Origin of the sequence: Halopenitus persicus (genome assembly GCF_002355635.1) — an archaeon.
Taxonomy (GTDB): Archaea; Halobacteriota; Halobacteria; order Halobacteriales; family Haloferacaceae; genus Halopenitus; species Halopenitus persicus_A.
The window spans coordinates 2,620,648-2,636,377 of record NZ_AP017558.1; the positions used below are offsets into that span (position 1 = coordinate 2,620,648).

At 70.1% G+C, this 15,730-nt stretch carries 13 protein-coding genes and 1 pseudogene; 5 read left to right on the forward strand and 9 right to left on the reverse strand.

Annotated features, from left to right (window positions below):
* Positions 1–34: 34 nt before the first annotated feature.
* On the reverse strand, positions 35–1,204 hold the full coding sequence (coaBC, locus tag CPZ00_RS12750) for a bifunctional phosphopantothenoylcysteine decarboxylase/phosphopantothenate--cysteine ligase CoaBC (RefSeq protein ID WP_096391222.1): 1,170 nt from the start codon (positions 1,202–1,204) through the stop codon (positions 35–37).
* Positions 1,205–1,333: 129 nt separating this feature from the next.
* Between coaBC and CPZ00_RS12755 the strand changes: the two genes are divergently transcribed.
* Entirely contained in the window at positions 1,334–1,549 is a 216-nt protein-coding gene (locus CPZ00_RS12755; protein ID WP_096391223.1) for a PLDc N-terminal domain-containing protein, read from the forward strand.
* A 43-nt stretch (positions 1,550–1,592) separates the two neighbouring features.
* Here CPZ00_RS12755 and CPZ00_RS12760 read toward each other — a convergent pair whose 3' ends face one another.
* The 5 genes from CPZ00_RS12760 to folP all read right to left on the reverse strand — a co-directional run bounded on the left by CPZ00_RS12760 (position 1,593) and on the right by folP (position 7,405).
* A complete protein-coding gene (locus CPZ00_RS12760; protein ID WP_096391224.1) occupies positions 1,593–2,435 on the reverse strand; it encodes an FAD-binding protein in 843 nt (280 codons plus the stop codon).
* A gap of 60 nt (positions 2,436–2,495) precedes the next feature.
* The gene (psmA, locus tag CPZ00_RS12765) at positions 2,496–3,371 is read right to left on the reverse strand and encodes an archaeal proteasome endopeptidase complex subunit alpha (RefSeq protein WP_096391225.1); all 876 of its coding nucleotides are present in this window, start codon (positions 3,369–3,371) and stop codon (positions 2,496–2,498) included.
* 6 nt (positions 3,372–3,377) lie between these two features.
* On the reverse strand, positions 3,378–3,863 hold the full coding sequence (locus CPZ00_RS12770) for an Rpp14/Pop5 family protein (RefSeq protein WP_096391226.1): 486 nt from the start codon (positions 3,861–3,863) through the stop codon (positions 3,378–3,380).
* A complete protein-coding gene (locus CPZ00_RS12775) occupies positions 3,860–4,597 on the reverse strand; it encodes an RNase P subunit p30 family protein (protein WP_096391227.1) in 738 nt (245 codons plus the stop codon). The genes CPZ00_RS12770 and CPZ00_RS12775 overlap by 4 nt, the downstream gene beginning before the upstream one ends.
* Positions 4,598–4,732: 135 nt before the next feature.
* The gene (folP, locus tag CPZ00_RS12780) at positions 4,733–7,405 is read right to left on the reverse strand and encodes a dihydropteroate synthase (protein ID WP_096391228.1); all 2,673 of its coding nucleotides are present in this window, start codon (positions 7,403–7,405) and stop codon (positions 4,733–4,735) included.
* 157 nt (positions 7,406–7,562) lie between these two features.
* Here folP and CPZ00_RS12785 point away from each other — a divergent pair, with 157 nt between their 5' ends.
* Positions 7,563–8,645, forward strand: coding sequence for an MBL fold metallo-hydrolase (locus CPZ00_RS12785; protein ID WP_096391229.1), 1,083 nt, complete (start codon positions 7,563–7,565; stop codon positions 8,643–8,645).
* 54 nt (positions 8,646–8,699) lie between these two features.
* On the opposite strand, the gene CPZ00_RS12790 is transcribed toward CPZ00_RS12785, so the two are convergent.
* The 3 genes from CPZ00_RS12790 to trkA all read right to left on the reverse strand — a co-directional run bounded on the left by CPZ00_RS12790 (position 8,700) and on the right by trkA (position 13,323).
* Complete coding sequence (locus CPZ00_RS12790; RefSeq protein ID WP_096391230.1) at positions 8,700–10,235, reverse strand: TrkH family potassium uptake protein; 1,536 nt, start codon at positions 10,233–10,235, stop codon at positions 8,700–8,702.
* 166 nt (positions 10,236–10,401) lie between these two features.
* Positions 10,402–11,955 carry a TrkH family potassium uptake protein gene (locus CPZ00_RS12795; protein ID WP_096391231.1) on the reverse strand — a complete coding sequence of 518 codons (1,554 nt, stop codon included), beginning with the start codon at positions 11,953–11,955 and terminating at the stop codon, positions 10,402–10,404.
* 27 nt (positions 11,956–11,982) lie between these two features.
* Complete coding sequence (trkA, locus tag CPZ00_RS12800) at positions 11,983–13,323, reverse strand: Trk system potassium transporter TrkA (RefSeq protein WP_096391232.1); 1,341 nt, start codon at positions 13,321–13,323, stop codon at positions 11,983–11,985.
* A gap of 268 nt (positions 13,324–13,591) precedes the next feature.
* Here trkA and CPZ00_RS12805 point away from each other — a divergent pair, with 268 nt between their 5' ends.
* The 3 genes and pseudogenes from CPZ00_RS12805 to CPZ00_RS12815 all read left to right on the forward strand — a co-directional run.
* A complete protein-coding gene (locus CPZ00_RS12805; protein ID WP_096391233.1) occupies positions 13,592–14,059 on the forward strand; it encodes a 30S ribosomal protein S15 in 468 nt (155 codons plus the stop codon).
* A gap of 45 nt (positions 14,060–14,104) precedes the next feature.
* Positions 14,105–15,343 carry an exonuclease RecJ gene (locus CPZ00_RS12810; RefSeq protein WP_096391234.1) on the forward strand — a complete coding sequence of 413 codons (1,239 nt, stop codon included), beginning with the start codon at positions 14,105–14,107 and terminating at the stop codon, positions 15,341–15,343.
* Positions 15,340–15,637, forward strand: a pseudogene (locus CPZ00_RS12815) (KEOPS complex subunit Pcc1); the annotation flags it as partial. The gene CPZ00_RS12810 and the pseudogene CPZ00_RS12815, both read left to right, overlap by 4 nt.
* Positions 15,638–15,730 lie beyond the last annotated feature (93 nt).

A 15,730-nucleotide genomic window follows, 5' to 3' on the forward strand; every position in this document is an offset into this window, starting at 1 on the left:
ATCGGCGATCGTCGCGGCTCCGCCGGGCGACGGTTCACGCCCGGAGTACGTCCGCCAACCGGTCGGCGACGCGCCCCGCGACGACGTCCTTGCTCCCGCGAGCTTCCTCGACGTCGTCGGGGTCCGACTCCCCGGCTACGAGCAACACGCGCGTCTCGTCGGCGCCCATCACGCTCGCGTCGTTGGCGACGACGAACGAGAGTCCGACGCGGTCGTAGATCCGGTTCGCTTCCCGCACCATCGCCGCGTCGTCGCCGGACGTCTCGGCCTTGAACCCGACGATCGGCAGGTCCGGATGGGCGCTTCGGACGGCGTCGATCAGCTTCGGGGTCGGCTCCAGATCGACCGAGAGCGGCGATCCGGATCGGATCTTCTCGTCGACCGCGTCCGCGGTGAAATCCGAGATCGCCGCGGCCGACACGAGCGCGTCCGCGGTCGCGCAGGCGTCCGTGACCGCCGCCAGCATCTCGTCGGCCGTCTCGACGGGGGCCACGTCCGCGTACCCCACCTCCGGACCGTCCTGGACGAGCGTGACGTCCGCGCCCCTGATGTAGCAGGCACGCGCGACCGCGCGCCCGGTCTTGCCCGAGGACCGGTTGGTCAGGATCCGAATGGGATCGATGTACTCCTTGGTCGCGCCCGCGGTGACGACGACGTGCGCGCCGGCCAGCGAGTCGGGCGTCGTCGCGCGGGCGACCTCCGTGAGGATGGTCTCCTCGGTGGCGATCTTCGCCTTCCCCTCCTCGATCCGGGGGTCGGCGAAGCGCACGCCCCAGGACTCCAGCGTGTCGAGCGCCGCGAGCACGCCCGGGTGGTCGTACATCGGCTCGTGCATCGCGGGCGCGAACACGACCGGGACGCCGGCCCCGAGCGCGGTCGTCGCGCACGTCGTGACCGGCGTGTCGTCGATCGCCGCGGCCATCTTTCCGGCGGTGTTGGCTGTCCCCGGCGCGATCAGCAGCACGTCCCCCCAACCGTCGACGCCGCAGAGCGCGACGTGCTCGACCTCGCCGGTGATATCCGTGACGACGTCGGCCTCGGTCGCGAACTCGAGCGCCCACGGATGGACGATGTTCGAAGCGGCATCCGTCATCACCGCGCGCACGGACGCGCCCCGGCGGCGGAGCTCGTGGGCGAGTTCGACGGTCTTCACGGCCGCGATGCTGCCCGTCACGCCCAACGCGACGTTGACCCCCGAGAGCATTGGTCGCCGGTTCGGACGTGGCCCTTAAATACTCTCCCGAAACGTGTCGGAGCGCCGTCGAGCCGCATCCGTCCCGGGTCGGCGGCCGGCCGAAACACACTTGGCCGTCCGGCGACGCATCGCAGGCGTATGCCCTCCAGCATTCTCCTCCAGGACGGAGCGATGGCGTTCGTGTTCCTGTTCGGCCTGCTGCTGCTGGCCGTCCAGGTCGCGCTCATCGTCTGGACGTATTCGGACGCGCAACGGAACAGCAGCCACCCCGCGTTTCTGTGGGCGATCGTGATCTTCTTCGCGCCCCTGCTGGGGATCGTGTTGTACCTCCTGCTCGGTCGCGACCGAGTGTAGCCGACGTCGCGGCGTGCCGTCGCGACTTCCGGATCCTACCGCCTCACTCCTCGGGCAGTCGTCCGAGATCGTCGTCGACCAGGCTCGGGTGCGTCCGCTGTCGCTCCCCGTGTGGTTCGGCGAGATACTCCCGCATCGCGGCGAGCGACTCGCGCTCGCGGACGCGGCGCTCCGTCTCCGAAACCTCCTCACACCCCGGCGGGACCTCCCGGTTGCGGTCGGTGAAGTACCCCTCCGGGGCGACCCAGTCGTGGTAAAAGGGGATCTCCGCGTCGTGGATCAGCGTGAGCGCCGTCTCGGCCCCGTCGCCCGCCGCGACGATCGCCTGGTGGTACCGCTCCGCCAGCCGTCCGGCCACGTAAAGCCCGTCGACCGAGGTCCGGCCGTGGCCGTCGTCCTCGACGTACGTCTTCGACCCCGCGGCGCGACGGTCCGCGCCGACCGGATCCAGATAGGAGGTGTCCGACCAGGAGGTCGCGATCGCGCGCTCGGCGAGCAGTGCCTCGGGAGCCTCCCCGTCGTCGTCTTCAGCCCCCTCCTCGCGCTCGAGCACCGCGCGAAACCGCGGGTCACGATCGCTCCCGCCACGGTTCGTTCGATCGGTTTCGTCGTGATCCGCAACGTCCTCTAGCCGCGTCACGCGCCCCCGACGCAGGTCGACGCCGTTGCGGGTCGCCTGCGACCGTCCCATCTCGAGGAGCAGTCGCGGGTTGATCCCGGCGGGGAAGCCGAGGTAGTTCTCGACGTGCGCGTTGCGCTTCAGGATCGACTCGCCGGCGGTGACGACGACGGTGTCCAGACCGGCGCGCGCGGTGAACGTGGCCGCGGACAGCCCCGCCATCCCGCCGCCGACGATCAGCACCTCGTAGGGGTCCGACTCGGACATACCCCCGTTCGGCGTGGCGAGAATATATGAAAACCGGATCGAGCCGCGGTGGCGGTCGCGCTACTCCTCGTCAGCGTCCGCTCCGGACTCCTCAGCGTCCCCGGACGCGTCGTCCTCGGCCGAATCGGCGTCGGCCGCATCGGCGTCGGCCGCATCGGCGTCGGCCGCATCGGCGTCGGCCGCGTCGTCCTCGTCCGGTTCGTCCTCGGCGAGCAGCCCGTGTTCCTCGAGGATCGCCTCCTTCTCCGCGGTCGACCGCTCGTGGAACGTCTCGTCGTCGACCGTCACGGTCCCGACGCCGACGCCCTCCGGGCGCAGTCCCTCGTCGTTCACCTCGGCCAGCGCCTCGAGCGCGAGGGCGACCGCCTCGTCGGTCGAGAGGTCCTCGCTGTAGTGCTCCTCGAGGTACTCACGGATGTCCGTCCGGTTCGAGCCGACCGAGAGCGCCTTCCACTCGTAGGGGGTTCCGGACGGGTCCGTCTCGAACAGACGCGGCTCCCCGTTCTCGATCCCGCCGACGACCAGCGCGACGCCGAACGGGCGCGCGCCGCCGACCTGGGTGTACTGCTGGATGTGGTCGGTGATGTCCTTGGTCAGCGTCTCGATGCCGATCGCCTCGCCGTATCGCAGCCGGTTCACCTGGGCCTGGCGGCGGGCGAAGTCGATGAGCTTGCGCGCGTCGGCAACGTGGCCGGCCGACGCGACGCCGACGTGGTCGTCCGCCTTGTGGATCTTCTCGACGCTCGCCGGCTCCATCAGCGACGACCGAGCGCGCTTGTCCGCGACGAGGACGACGCCGTCCGCGGCGCGGACGCCGATGCTCGCGGTGCCGCGCTTGACGGCCTCGCGGGCGTATTCGACCTGGTAGAGCCGACCGTCGGGCGAGAAGATCGTGATGCCGCGGTCGTACGCCTGTTGTTGGGCTTGTCCCTGCATATGGTATCACTCGAGATCGAGTCGCGTCGCGCCGACGTGACCCGACCCCGTGGACACGTCGACCGCGTCACCGCGGACGACGGCCGGTCGGTCGGCGCCCTCGAACGCGACGTCTCTCTGTTCCGCAGGTCCGCCCGCCCGACCCATATATCTTTCTTCACAGGCTCGAACCGTCCCCGAAATCCCGCGAACGTGGATCCCGACCTGCTGGTCCTCGATCGTCGAGACGCAGGCGATCGCGGCCCGGGCAGTCGACACGTGTCCGCGTCGAATCCGGACCACCGCCTCCCCCTCGCCCGTCGTCTCGTCGAACGTGAACGACAGCACCGACAGGTCCGCGTCCGCGCTTCCTGGGTCCCCGAGGAGGTTCCCTGCCGCGTACCAGAGCGCCCGCTGAAAGTCCCGCCGGCCGATCGTCGCGTCGGGCCACGTCTCGATCCCGACGCCGAGGTACCGCCACCGCGGCCGGAGGTGCTTTGGAAGATGCTTCACTTCCCCACCTCCGATCCGGCATCGTCCACGGGTTCGGCGTCGTCACCGTACCGACCACGCCGGACGCCCGGCTCGACGAACGATTCCGAGAGCCGATGGCGGTTCCGCTCGGCGATCCGCCGCCACGCGCGGAGCCCCTCGTCGATCGCGGCCGCATCGAACCCGATGGCCTCGCCGACCGCCCGCAGCTCCCGTGGCGCACGGAGCTCGAGGTGTGATTCCGCGGTCGCGCTCACGACGTAGGGCGCGCCGTAGTGGTCGACGATCTCCCGCAGCTTCCGGAGGCCCGCGAGCGCCTGAACGCGGCGTCCGCCGGTCGCCCGGAGGACCGGCCCGAGGTCGAACTCGATTGCCACGCCGTGGTCGACGGCGGCCTTCGCGAGCACGTGGTTCACGTCCCCGCGGTCGGCCATCGGCGTCGAGAGCACGTCGACGCGGTCGGACTCGACCGCGAACCGGTTGAGCGCGTTCGACCCGCCCCGGACCGACAGCACCGTGAAGTCGGGTCGGAAGTTCCCGACCGACCCGCTCGCTGCCGAGGGGTCGTCCGCGTCGATCTCGGCACCGTCGACGACGTCGATGCCGTACTCGTCGCCGACCGCCGCCAGGTCCGTCCCGTTCGAGGCGGACCGCGTCCGGACCACCAGCCCCGAGTAGCCGAGCCGTGCTGCCGCCTCGGCGAATCGGGCGACGGTGCTCTCGCCCGCCGGATGCGCGTGGACCGCCTCATACATACGCCGGCGTTCGGCGGCCGGGGATTTGGGGATTGCGCTTGTCGGCGTCGCCGTGCCGCCACCGGTCCGCTGAGGTGAGACCGTTTCCGCTGAGGTGAGACCGTTTCCGACTGCTCCCGGCTGCCACCGACCGCTTCAGTCGTCCACGGCGTCGGGGTCGTGCACCGCCGTGACGACGTCGACCGCGGCTCGGTTCCGGGCCACGTCGTGGACGCGGACGATGTCGGCGCCACGATCGACCGCGACCGCCGTTCCGGCGACCGTCGCAGCCCCGCGGTCGTCGGCGTCGTAGCCGAGCGACCCGAACATCGACTTGTGTGAGTGGCCGATCAGGATCGGACAGTCGAGCGCGGCGAACTCCTCGACCCGCGACAGGATCTCGAACTCCTCGGCGGAGGACTTGGCGAACCCGAGTCCCGGATCGACGATCACGTTGTCGCGGTCGATCCCCGCCGCCTCGGCGCGCAGGATCCGCTCTCGGAGGGCGGCGATCACGTCGTCGACGACGTCCTCGTACTCGACGGTGGTGTCGGGATCGACGGGTGCATCGAGGCTGTGCATCACGACGACCGGACAGCCGGCCTCGGCGACGACCTCCCGCATCCGGGGGTCCTCGAGTCCTGTCACGTCGTTGATGACGTCCGCGCCGGCCGCAAGCGCCGCCTCCGCGACGGCCGGCTTGCGCGTGTCGACCGAAATCGCGACGTCTCCGTCCGCGACGGCCGGCAGCTCCCGAAGCGCCTCGACGGCTGGAACCACGCGATCGATCTCGTCGTCGACCGGAACCGGGTCGGCGCCGGGCCGCGTCGACTCGCCGCCGACGTCGATGACCCCCACGCCGGCGTCGATCATCCGCCGCGCGCCCGCGACGGCGTCCTCGAGCCCCCCGTGGCGTCCGCCGTCGTGAAAGGAGTCCGGCGTGACGTTGAGGATCCCCATCACTGTGGGTCCATCGGTCCAGGGCCAGTCGACATCGGCGGCATCGCCGGTTCGGTGGGCACCGCCCGCGTCCGCCTGGTCGGTTCGGGACACGCCCGCCTCCGCCGACTCGAACGCCGGGATACCCGCCCGATCGCGGATGGTCCCGGCGAGGCCGGGAAGGCCCTCGTGACCGCCGTTGTGGTCCCTCCCGTCGATCGCGTCGGCAAGCTCGCGAAGCCGGTCGACGGTTCCGCCGAGCACGACCTCGATCGATTCGCCGCCGGGTCCGACTCCCGAGACCGCACACTCCACGTCGGCCTCGAGCGCCGCCCGGCGAACCGTCTCCGCTCGCGTCGGGTCGAGCTGCGTCCGGAGGACGCGGTGGACCAGCCCGTCGCGGACGCGGTCGCGGTCGGCCTCGGCCACGTCCGCGTCCACGAGCAGCGTCTCGGCGTCATCGAGGTCGTCGGTCCGCTTCGGAACGACCCGCCGCGTGTAGCGTGCGCGACCCTCCGCAACCGCAAACAGCGACCCGGCAAGAAGGACGCAGTCGTCGGCGCCTGCGCGGTCGACCGCGGCCTCGAGCGCGTCCGCCACCGCGGGCTCGACCGTCACGTTCCCGACCCCGGCGTCGTCGAACGCCGCCGCCAGCACGTCGGGGTCCTCCGCACGCGGGTGGTCGGGCTCACAGGTGTGGACTGACGACGGCGTCGGCAGGGCTGCGATCGTCCCCGCGTGGTCCTTGTCGTGCATCGCCCCGAACGCGAGGTGGAGCTCGTCGTAGTCGTATTCCCCCAGCGTTCCCGCCAGCGTCCGGCAGGCGGCCGGGTTATGGGCACCATCGAGGACGACGAGGGGATCGGTTCCGAGGACCTCGAACCGTCCCGGCCAGGTGGCCGTGGCCAGCCCGTCGGTGACTGCCGCATCCGGGATCGGGGCGGCTGCCGTCTCCGGTTCGGATCCGGAACTCCGACCGTCAGCGGCGGTCCCGGAACTCCGACCGTCCGTGAGCCGGTCGACGGTCGCGTGGGCGAGCGCGACTGCGATCGCGGCGTTGGTGGCCTGATACTCGCCGACGAGCGGAAGACGCGCATCGTACCCCCAACCCGACCCCGTCACCTCGATCCGGGAATCGGTCGGGCTGCGTCCCCCCGACCGCGTCTCCATCCGCCCGTGGTAGGTGGCGGTCACGTCCGGGTCGGGATCGGGGTCGGAGACGGTCGGCCCGTCCACCGTCCGGACCTCGCCGCCGACGTCCGCGACGACCTCCCTGACGACCGACAGCGCGGTCCCGCCGCACGCCGTGACGACCGGGGTCCCAGCGCCCGCGATCCGGGCCTTGGTTCGGGCGATCTCCTCGATCGAGTCGCCGAGGACCGCCGTATGCTCGAGCGAGACGTTCGTGATGGCGGCCGCGATCGGATCGACGGCGCTCGTGGCGTCGTACTCGCCCCCGAGACCGACCTCGAGGACCGCGACGTCGACGTCACGGCGGGCGAACTCCTGGATAGCCATCGCGGTCACCACCTCGAAGAAGGTGAGCGGATCGCCGGATGCGGCCCGATCGACGAGCCACGGACGCGTTCGCTCGACGAACGCGGCGATCGCGTCGTCGCTCATCGGGCGCCCGTCGACGCGGACGCGCTCCGAGAGGTCCTCGAGATGTGGGGAGGTGTACAGGCCGACCGTCCGGTCGCCCTGCCGCAGGACCGATTCGGCGATCCGAGCGGTGCTTCCCTTCCCGTTCGACCCGGCGATCTGCACGAACTCGAGCTCGTCCTCCGGGTTCCCGAGGTGGTCGAGCAGCGCCTCGATCGAGTCGGTCCCGGGCCGAACCGAGAAGCGGCGGAGGCCGAACAGGAAGTTCGCCGCCTCGTGGTAATGCATATACCGTCACGGTCGGGCGGGGCGTCGCTTGAGGGTGACGATGTCGACGATCGAACGCGAGTGCCGATCGCGAGGCTGCCGACGGCGCTGCGACCACGAGCCGGCAGCCTCGGCCGCAGGAGGAACGTTAAAAACCGACCACGACACAGGTACCCACGTGAAGCGAATCAGGCTCGGGAACGCCGTCTTCGAGGGACTCAACGACGTCTACGTCCTCGACGGGGAGACGACGGCCCTCGTCGATACGGGGATCGCAACGCCGGCGGTCGAATCGGAACTGGCGGACGGGCTCGCCGAGTTCGGACTCGAGTTCACGGACGTCGACGAGGTCCTGCTCACCCATTGGCACCAGGACCACGCCGGTCTGGCCGGGGTGATACAGCGCGAGAGCGACTGCGTCGTCCGCGTCCACGAGGCCGACGCCCCGCTCGTGTCGGGCGCGGAACGCCCGCCGTCGAGCGACCCGGAGCTGCGGCGGAACGTCTTCGACCGGTGGGGAATGCCCGACGCGGCCCGCGAGGAGCTCGAGGAGGTGCTCGACGTCAACGAGTCGTTCCGCGAGGTGGACGCCGACGTCACGCCGTTCGCCGACGGCGACCGGTTCACGATCAACGGGACCGAGATGGAGGCGGTGCACCTGCCCGGCCACGCCGCCGGGCTCGCCGCGTTCGCGTTCGACCGAACGGGCGTCGACACGTCGGAGATCGACGATCACGCGACCGGGTCCGGAACGAAAACGACGCGTGACGGAGGCGGCGACGAGGCCGCCTTCGTCGGCGACGCGATCCTGCCGCGGTACACGCCGAACGTGGGCGGCGCGGACCTTCGGATGACGAACGCGCTCGCCCAGTACGTGAACAGCCTCGTTCGCGTCATCGACCGCGACTGGTCGGTGGCCTATCCCGGCCATCGGGACACGATCGCGGACCCGAGTCGGCGGGCCGCGGTGATCCTCGAACACCACCGCGAGCGCACCGAGCGCGTCATCGACGTCCTCCGCGATCACGGCCCGATCGACACCTGGAGCGTCTCCGCACACCTCTTCGGCGACCTCTCGGCGGTCCACATCCTCCACGGCCCCGGCGAGGCGCACGCCCACCTCGAGCATCTCGCGGACGCCGAGATCGTCGAACGCGATGGAACCGAGTACGCGCTCGTGGACACGGACCCCGACGTCAGGTCGCTGTTCCCCGAGACGCGGTTCTACGGTCGGGTCACGGCCGAAACCGAGGGGCGCTGAGGCGCCCGCGCCGGCCCCATCGCCACCCGCTCCATCGCGACCCGCCGCTCCGATCTAGCGGCGCCAGAAGCTTCCCGTGAACACGACGAGCACGGGCAGGATCTCGAGCCGGCCGAACCACATCAGAAGGACCATCACCAGCTTCGAGGTGGCCGGCAGATCGAGATACGATCCGAAAGGTCCCAACCGGCCGAACGCGGGCCCGATGTTGCCGATCGCCGCGAGGCTGGCGCCGATCGCCTCCAGGGCCGTGAGCTCGAGCCCGATGCGAGCCGCATCGAGTGCGATCACGAGCACGCCGGCGCCGAACAGCCCGAGGTACAGCAGCGTGAAGACGACGACGCCGCGGATGGCTCCCTCGTCGACGACGGTCCCGGCGAGTCGGATCGGCTGCACCGCGTCGGGGTGTGAGGTCCGGAACAGCTCGCGACGGAGTGCTTTAAAAACGATCAGCCAGCGGATCACTTTGATCCCGCCGCCGGTCGACCCGGCCGATCCGCCGACGAACATCGCGAACAGCAGCGTGAGCTGCCCGTAGGTGCCCCACTGGGCGAAGTCGCTCGTGGCGAACCCGGTGGAGTTCAGCAGCGAGCCGATCTGGAAGACGGCGTGTCGGAGCGCGGGCTCCACGGTCCCTTCGGTCGTCCCGCCGATCTCCATCGGCGGCGCGACGCCGGCATACAGCAGGCCGAAGACGACCGCGACGAAGGCCGCGACCGCGCCCGCGTATGTCCGCAGTTCGGTGTCTCGGAAGAACTCGCGCGTGTCGCCCGCGAGGACGTGCCAGAACAGCGCGAAGTTGACCCCGGCGACGACCATGAACGGGATGATCGCCCACTGGACGGCGGCCGAGAAGGCCGCAATGCTGTCGGCCTTCGTCGAGAATCCGCCCGTCGGCATCGTGGAAAAGGCGTGCGCGATCGCGTTGAACAGATCCATCCGCGGCGCGAATCCGGCCAGGTGGAGCCCGTAGAGGACGACCGCGAGCAGGAGGGTGAACGCGAAGTAGACCTTCCAAAGGACCCTGGCCGTCTCCTGGATGTGCGGCGTGAGCTTCTGAAGCTGCGGGCCGGGCGCCTCGGCCTGGATGAGGTCGGCGCCGTTGACCGCGAGCTCCGGGAGGATGGCCACCATCAGAACGATGATCCCCATCCCGCCGAGCCACTGGGTGAGCTGGCGCCACAACAACAGCGCGTGGGAGTGCCGCTCGGTCGATATCTCGCCCATCACGGTCGCCCCGGTGGTGGTAAACCCCGACATCGACTCGAAGAGCGCGTTGACGGGGTGGGCAAGCGTCGACGCCGTGCCGTAGCCCGCCAGCAGGTAGGGGATCGTGCCGACGACGCCGACCGCCAGCCAGGCGAGCGCGACGAGGAGGAGTGCCTCCCGCGGGCCCAGATCCGGTTCGGGGTCGGCCCGCTCGAGCAGGATGCCGAGCCCGAGCACGCAGAAGATCGAGGTTCCGAAGACGAGCAGGTCCTCGCCGTACACGAGCGCGACGACGAGCGGGATCGCCATCGCGACGGCGGTGTATTTGATGACCGTGCCGGTGATCGCGACGCTCGTCCGCCAGTCGACCCTCACCGACACGGACACGCGGCGTCACCCCCCGTTCGAGGGTCCGGACGATGCGTGGTCGCACCGACCCGCGTTTGCGTGGCCGCACCGACCCGCACTCGAGACATATCCCTGCCGAGACGGGGGTCCGGCAAGAATCCACCGGGTTCGGAACGACCGGGGATCGGACGGCTGCACGTCACGACCGCCAGTAGGCGGGCGTCAACAGGACGAACACGGGGAGTATCTCGATCCGGCCGACCCACATCAACACGATCATCGCCGCCTTCGTCGCGTTCGAGAACGGATGATAGCTCCCGAACGGGCCGGCGACGCCGAATGCCGGGCCGATGTTGAAGAAGGTGGCCGCGGCCGCGCTCATCGCCTCGAACTCCGTGAGTTCGAGGCTGGCTCGCGCCCCGTCGACCGCGATGAACGCGGTGAGCGCGAAGAAGATCACGACCGAGAGGAGCGTGTACGCATAGACGTCCCGGACCGTCTCCTCCTCGACGACGGTTCCGGAGAGCCGGATCGGGCGGACCGCGTCGGTGTGAACCGCGGTGAACAGGTCCCGGCGGAACCCCTTCAGCACGATCATCCACCGCAAAAGCTTGATGGAACAGGTCGTCGAGCCGGCCATCCCGCCGAGGAACATCAACAGGAACAGCACGTGTTTCGCGGCCGGGGACCAGCCGTTGAAATCGACGGTCGCGAACCCGGTCGTCGTGAGGATCGAGACGACCTGGAAGGTGGCGTGGCGCAGCTTCGCCTCGATCGGGAACGATACGCTCGGGTCGGTGAGAAGCAACAGCGCCATCAGCACCGTCGTCCCGACGACCACGCCGACGTAGTAGCGGAACTCCTCGTTGCGGACCGGGCGAAGCCAGTCGCCGCGGACGAAGTAGTAGATCAGGATGAAGTTCGTCGCCCCGATGAACATGAAGGGGATGACCGTCCACTGGGCCGCCCGCGAGAACGCCCCGACGCTGCCCGGGTCCGGCGAGAATCCCGCCGTCGCGACCGCGGTGAGCGCGTGTGCGAGCGCGTTGTACGGCGTCATTCCGGGCGCGACCCCGGCGAGGTTCAGGACGTACAGCACGCCCGCACAGGTCAGGGTGATCGCCGAATAGAGCGACCACAGCATCCGCGCCGTCTCCTCGATGTGCGGCGAGAGCTTGTGGACGTTCTGGGTCTGTGCCTCCGTCTCCATCAACTGGGTCCCGCCGATCGACAGCTGTGAGAGCACCGAGATGGCCAACACGAGCACGCCGAGCCCGCCGAGCCACTGGATGACCTGCCGCCACATCAGGATCGACCGCCCGTGCACCGAGAAGTCGACGAGCACGGTCGCGCCGGTGGTCGTGATCCCCGACATCGACTCGAAGAGCGCGTCGACCGGATGTGCGATGACGCCGTTTCCGGCGACGAGGAAGGGGATCGCCCCGATGAGGCCGACGGCGAGCCACGCGAGCGCCACCATCAGGAACGCCTCGCGGCCGCCCAGATCGGCATCGCCGGAGAGCCGTTCGAGCCACCGGCCGACGCCCAGCGTGACGGCGATGGTCACGAGGAACGGGAGAAGCGGCTCGTCGTAGTAGCCCGCCAGCACCAGCGGGAACGACAGCGGGACGGCGAGCCAGACGAGGATGCTCCCGACCAGTCCGAGACTGGCCCGCCACTTCACCCGAACGGGCCGGCGTCGCCACCGGTCGATCCGGTCGGCGATTCCGGTGAGGATCGGGATCGAGGACATGTAAGGGAGGACTGTCTTGGCGGGTCGTCACAGCAGCGCCGTTACTTCGTCGACGACGGCGGTCTCGACGAAGACGACGACGTGGTCGCCGGCGCGGAGTTCGGTGTCCCCGCGCGGGACGATGAACTCCCGATCGCGGGTGATCGCGCCGATGACGACGCACTCGGGGAGGTCAGCCATCGCGTCCTGGATCCGTTTCCCGGCGAGCGCGCTGTCGGCGCTGATCTCCACCTCGAGCACCTCCGCCCTGTCGGACTCGATGAACGCGACGTTCTCCGCCGATCCGGACTGGGTGAACCGCGTTATCTCCTCGGCGACGACCTCCCGGGGGGAGACGCCGACGTCGACGCCGACCGTCTCGAAGAGGTCGACGTAGGAGGTCCGGTCGATGACCGCGACCGTCCGCTCGACGCCGAGCCGTCTCGCGAGGAGACACTCGAGGAGGTTCTTCTCGTCGGAATCCAGCGTCGACACGAGGATGTCCGCGTCGCCGACGTGTTCCCGCTCGAGGAAGCCCATATCCGTCGCGTCCGACTCCATCACGAGCGTCTCGGGAAGGTGTTCGGCGAGGGTGCGAGCGCGATCGTGATCTTGCTCGACCAGGCGGGGCGAGAGGCCGCGCTCCTCGAGCAGCCGGCAGACGTGATACCCGATCTCCGAGCCGCCGATGACGACCACTTCCGCCGCCTCGTCCGGTGATTCCTTTGGCGCGATCGTTCGGGCGAACGTCTGCACGCTGTGTGGCGACCCGATCACGACTACGCGGTCGCCCGCCAACAGGCAGGAGTCGCCGCGGGGAACCTCGACGTCGCCGTTCCGGATGATCGCGGCGAAGGTGAGCGAGTCGAACCGGTCGGCCTCCTCGACCGTCTGGTCGACGATCGGCGACCCCTCGCCGATCTCGAACTCGGCCATTTGGACCCGCCCGCCGGCGAAGACGTCGGCGTCGCGGGCCGCCGGCAGCCCGACGACGCGAACGATCGACTCCGCGGTGAGGAGGTTGGTGCAGACCATCAGATCGATGCCGAACGCGCCCTCGTCGTGTTCCCACGTCCGGAGGTACTTCGTGTTCTTGATGCGCGCGATGGTGAACGTCGAGGGGGCAAGCGCCTTCGCCGTCGAACACGCGACGATGTTCGTCTCGTCGTCGTCGGTGGTGGCCAAGACCATATCCGCCTCGTCGACGCCGGCCTCCTCGAGCGTGTGTAGCTCCGTTCCGTCGCCGGTGATCGTCAGGACGTCCAGCGCGTACGTCAGCTCGTCGGCCCGGTCGGCGCGGTTCTCGACGACCACGACGTCGTGGTCGTGTTGGAGGTCGGCGGCGATGCTCTCGCCGACCTGTCCCGCCCCGATGATGACTACGTGCACGGGGCGGCCCCCTGGTGTGTCATACGCCGGGGTTCTCGGAGGAAGGGTAAATGGATTGTGTCCCGTCCACGCCCCTCGTCGACCCGCTCTCCGGACGAAGAGAACATCCTTAAGAGGCTCGGCGGGAACTCACTCGTGGGAACAGCACAGCCGTAAATCCGACTCGCCGGGGCACTCGCCCACGGCTCGGGATTGCGGCAGTGCGCCGCGAGTCCCTCCGGGGACCCGCGGTCACGCTTTTGCGGTTGTGCCGTTCCAATGACAGACAATGGCACGAATGCATACACGCCGCCGTGGCTCGTCCGGTTCGGACAAGCCCGTGGCAGACGACTCGCCGGAGTGGAGCGACGTCGACGCCGAGGACATCGAGTCCCGCGTCGTCGAACTGTCCGAACAGGGCTACGACCCCAGCCAGATCGGAATGAAACTGCGTGACGAGGGCGTGACCGGCACGCCGATCCCGGACGTCAAGCTGGCGACCGGCAAGAAGGTCACCGAGATCCTCGAGGAGAACGACGCGGGCTCGTCGGTCCCCGAGGACTTCCGGAACCTCGTCGAGCGCGCGGTCCGGCTCCGTGAACACATGGAGGAGAACCCGCAGGACCACCAGAACAAGCGGGCGCTCCAGAACACGGAGTCGAAGATCCGCCGGCTCGCCGACTACTACCGCGGCGACCAGCTCGCCGAGGACTTCACGTACACCTACGAGAACGGCGTCGAGCTCCTCGAGGAGTAACCGACCGCCGATCCATCCGTCGACCCGACTCCCAACCCACACACGATGACCGAACCCGCGACCGCATCCGGCACGACGCCTGACACGATCGCCGGCGTCGTCCGCGACGCGCCGTTCATCCGGCTCGTCGCCCGCGACGACGGCGATTCCCTCGCAGCGGCGGCGCTGCTCGCGGCGGCCGCACGCGGCGTCGGCACGCCGTTCCAGATCCGGATCCATCCGGATCCGACCGGTTCGATCCGCGACGCGGTCGACACCGCGGAGCCGGAGCGGTCCGGAGGAAGCGGTGACGAGGTCCATCTGCTCGTGGGCGCCGATTTGCCCGATCGGCCGACCGCATCGGCGGTCGAGTCCTACGGGCTCGAGAGCGACGGCCGCCCCGCGAGCACCGCGGCCTTCGCCGTCGGGACCGAACTCGGAGTCGATCCCGATCCCGTGCTCGCGCTCGCCGGCGTCGTCGCCGCCGGTTCCGTTCCGGGAACGGACGGGTCCGGGGACGCGCTCGACGTCGCGACCCGCCGTCAGCTCGTCGAACGGCGCCCCGGACTCGCCGTCCCGAATCCCGAGACGGAGACCGGGCTGGCGACCGGGATCGCCGCCTCGACGCTGTTCCACGCCCCCTACTCGGGCGACCCCGACGACGTTCGGGAGGCGATCGGAACGGACGTCCTCGCGGACTCCGACCGCCGCCGGATCGCGTCGACGGTCGCGGTCGACGTGGTTGCGCCCGAGACGGCGACGCCACAGGCGTCCGCCGCCGTCGAACGCGCGCTGCGCCCCTACGCGACGACCGGTCCCGTGGGGACCGTCGGCGGCTACGCCGACGTCCTCGACGTGCTCGCACGCGAGGCACCCGGGACCGGGATCGCGCTCGCGCTCGCCGGCACGGACGGATCCGACGTGGACGACGATCTGCGATCGGCCGCGCTCGAGACGTGGCGGGCACACGGCACGGCCGCCCACGCGGCGGTCGCCGAGGCGACGACGGCGCGATACGACGGCGTCTCCGTCGCCCGCGTGTCCGCACCGGCGTCGACGCTACCCACCGTCGCCCGGCTGCTCAGCGCGTACCGCTCGCCGGAACGGGTCACGCTCGTCGTCGACCCGGAGACGGGCCGGCTGGCCGCCGCGGCCGCCGACCCGGCCGGCGTTGGCGCCGCGCTTCGTCACGCCGCCGCCGAGCTCGACGGCACCGGTTGGGGCGGCCCGACGCGCGGCGGCGCGCAGGTTTCGATCGACGACGACGGTGCGGCCGTGATCGCGGCCACGAGGGAGGCGCTATGAACGGCCACGGGGCCGACGACGAGTCCGCGGATGGCCCCAATGGTGCCGCAGACGGCTCCGACGACCGCGCAGTGGGTTCGTCCAGGGGTTCGCCCAGGACGGCGCTGGTCCGGACCGAGCACGACGATCCGGCGCTCGTCCGGGACGCGCTGGCGCCCGACAACACCGACTCGATGGACGCGCGCGTCGACGGCGACGCGGTCGTTTGTGCGATCGAGCGGGAGACGACCGGCGGGCTGCAGTCGACGGTCGACGACTACATCGTCAACCTTCGGGTTGCCGACCGTCTCGTCGCTCGCGGCCACGAACACCGACACGTCATCGGGGACGATCGGGATCGCGCCGATCGAGTGCACGCCGATCAGGATCGACGGACGGACGGGACGA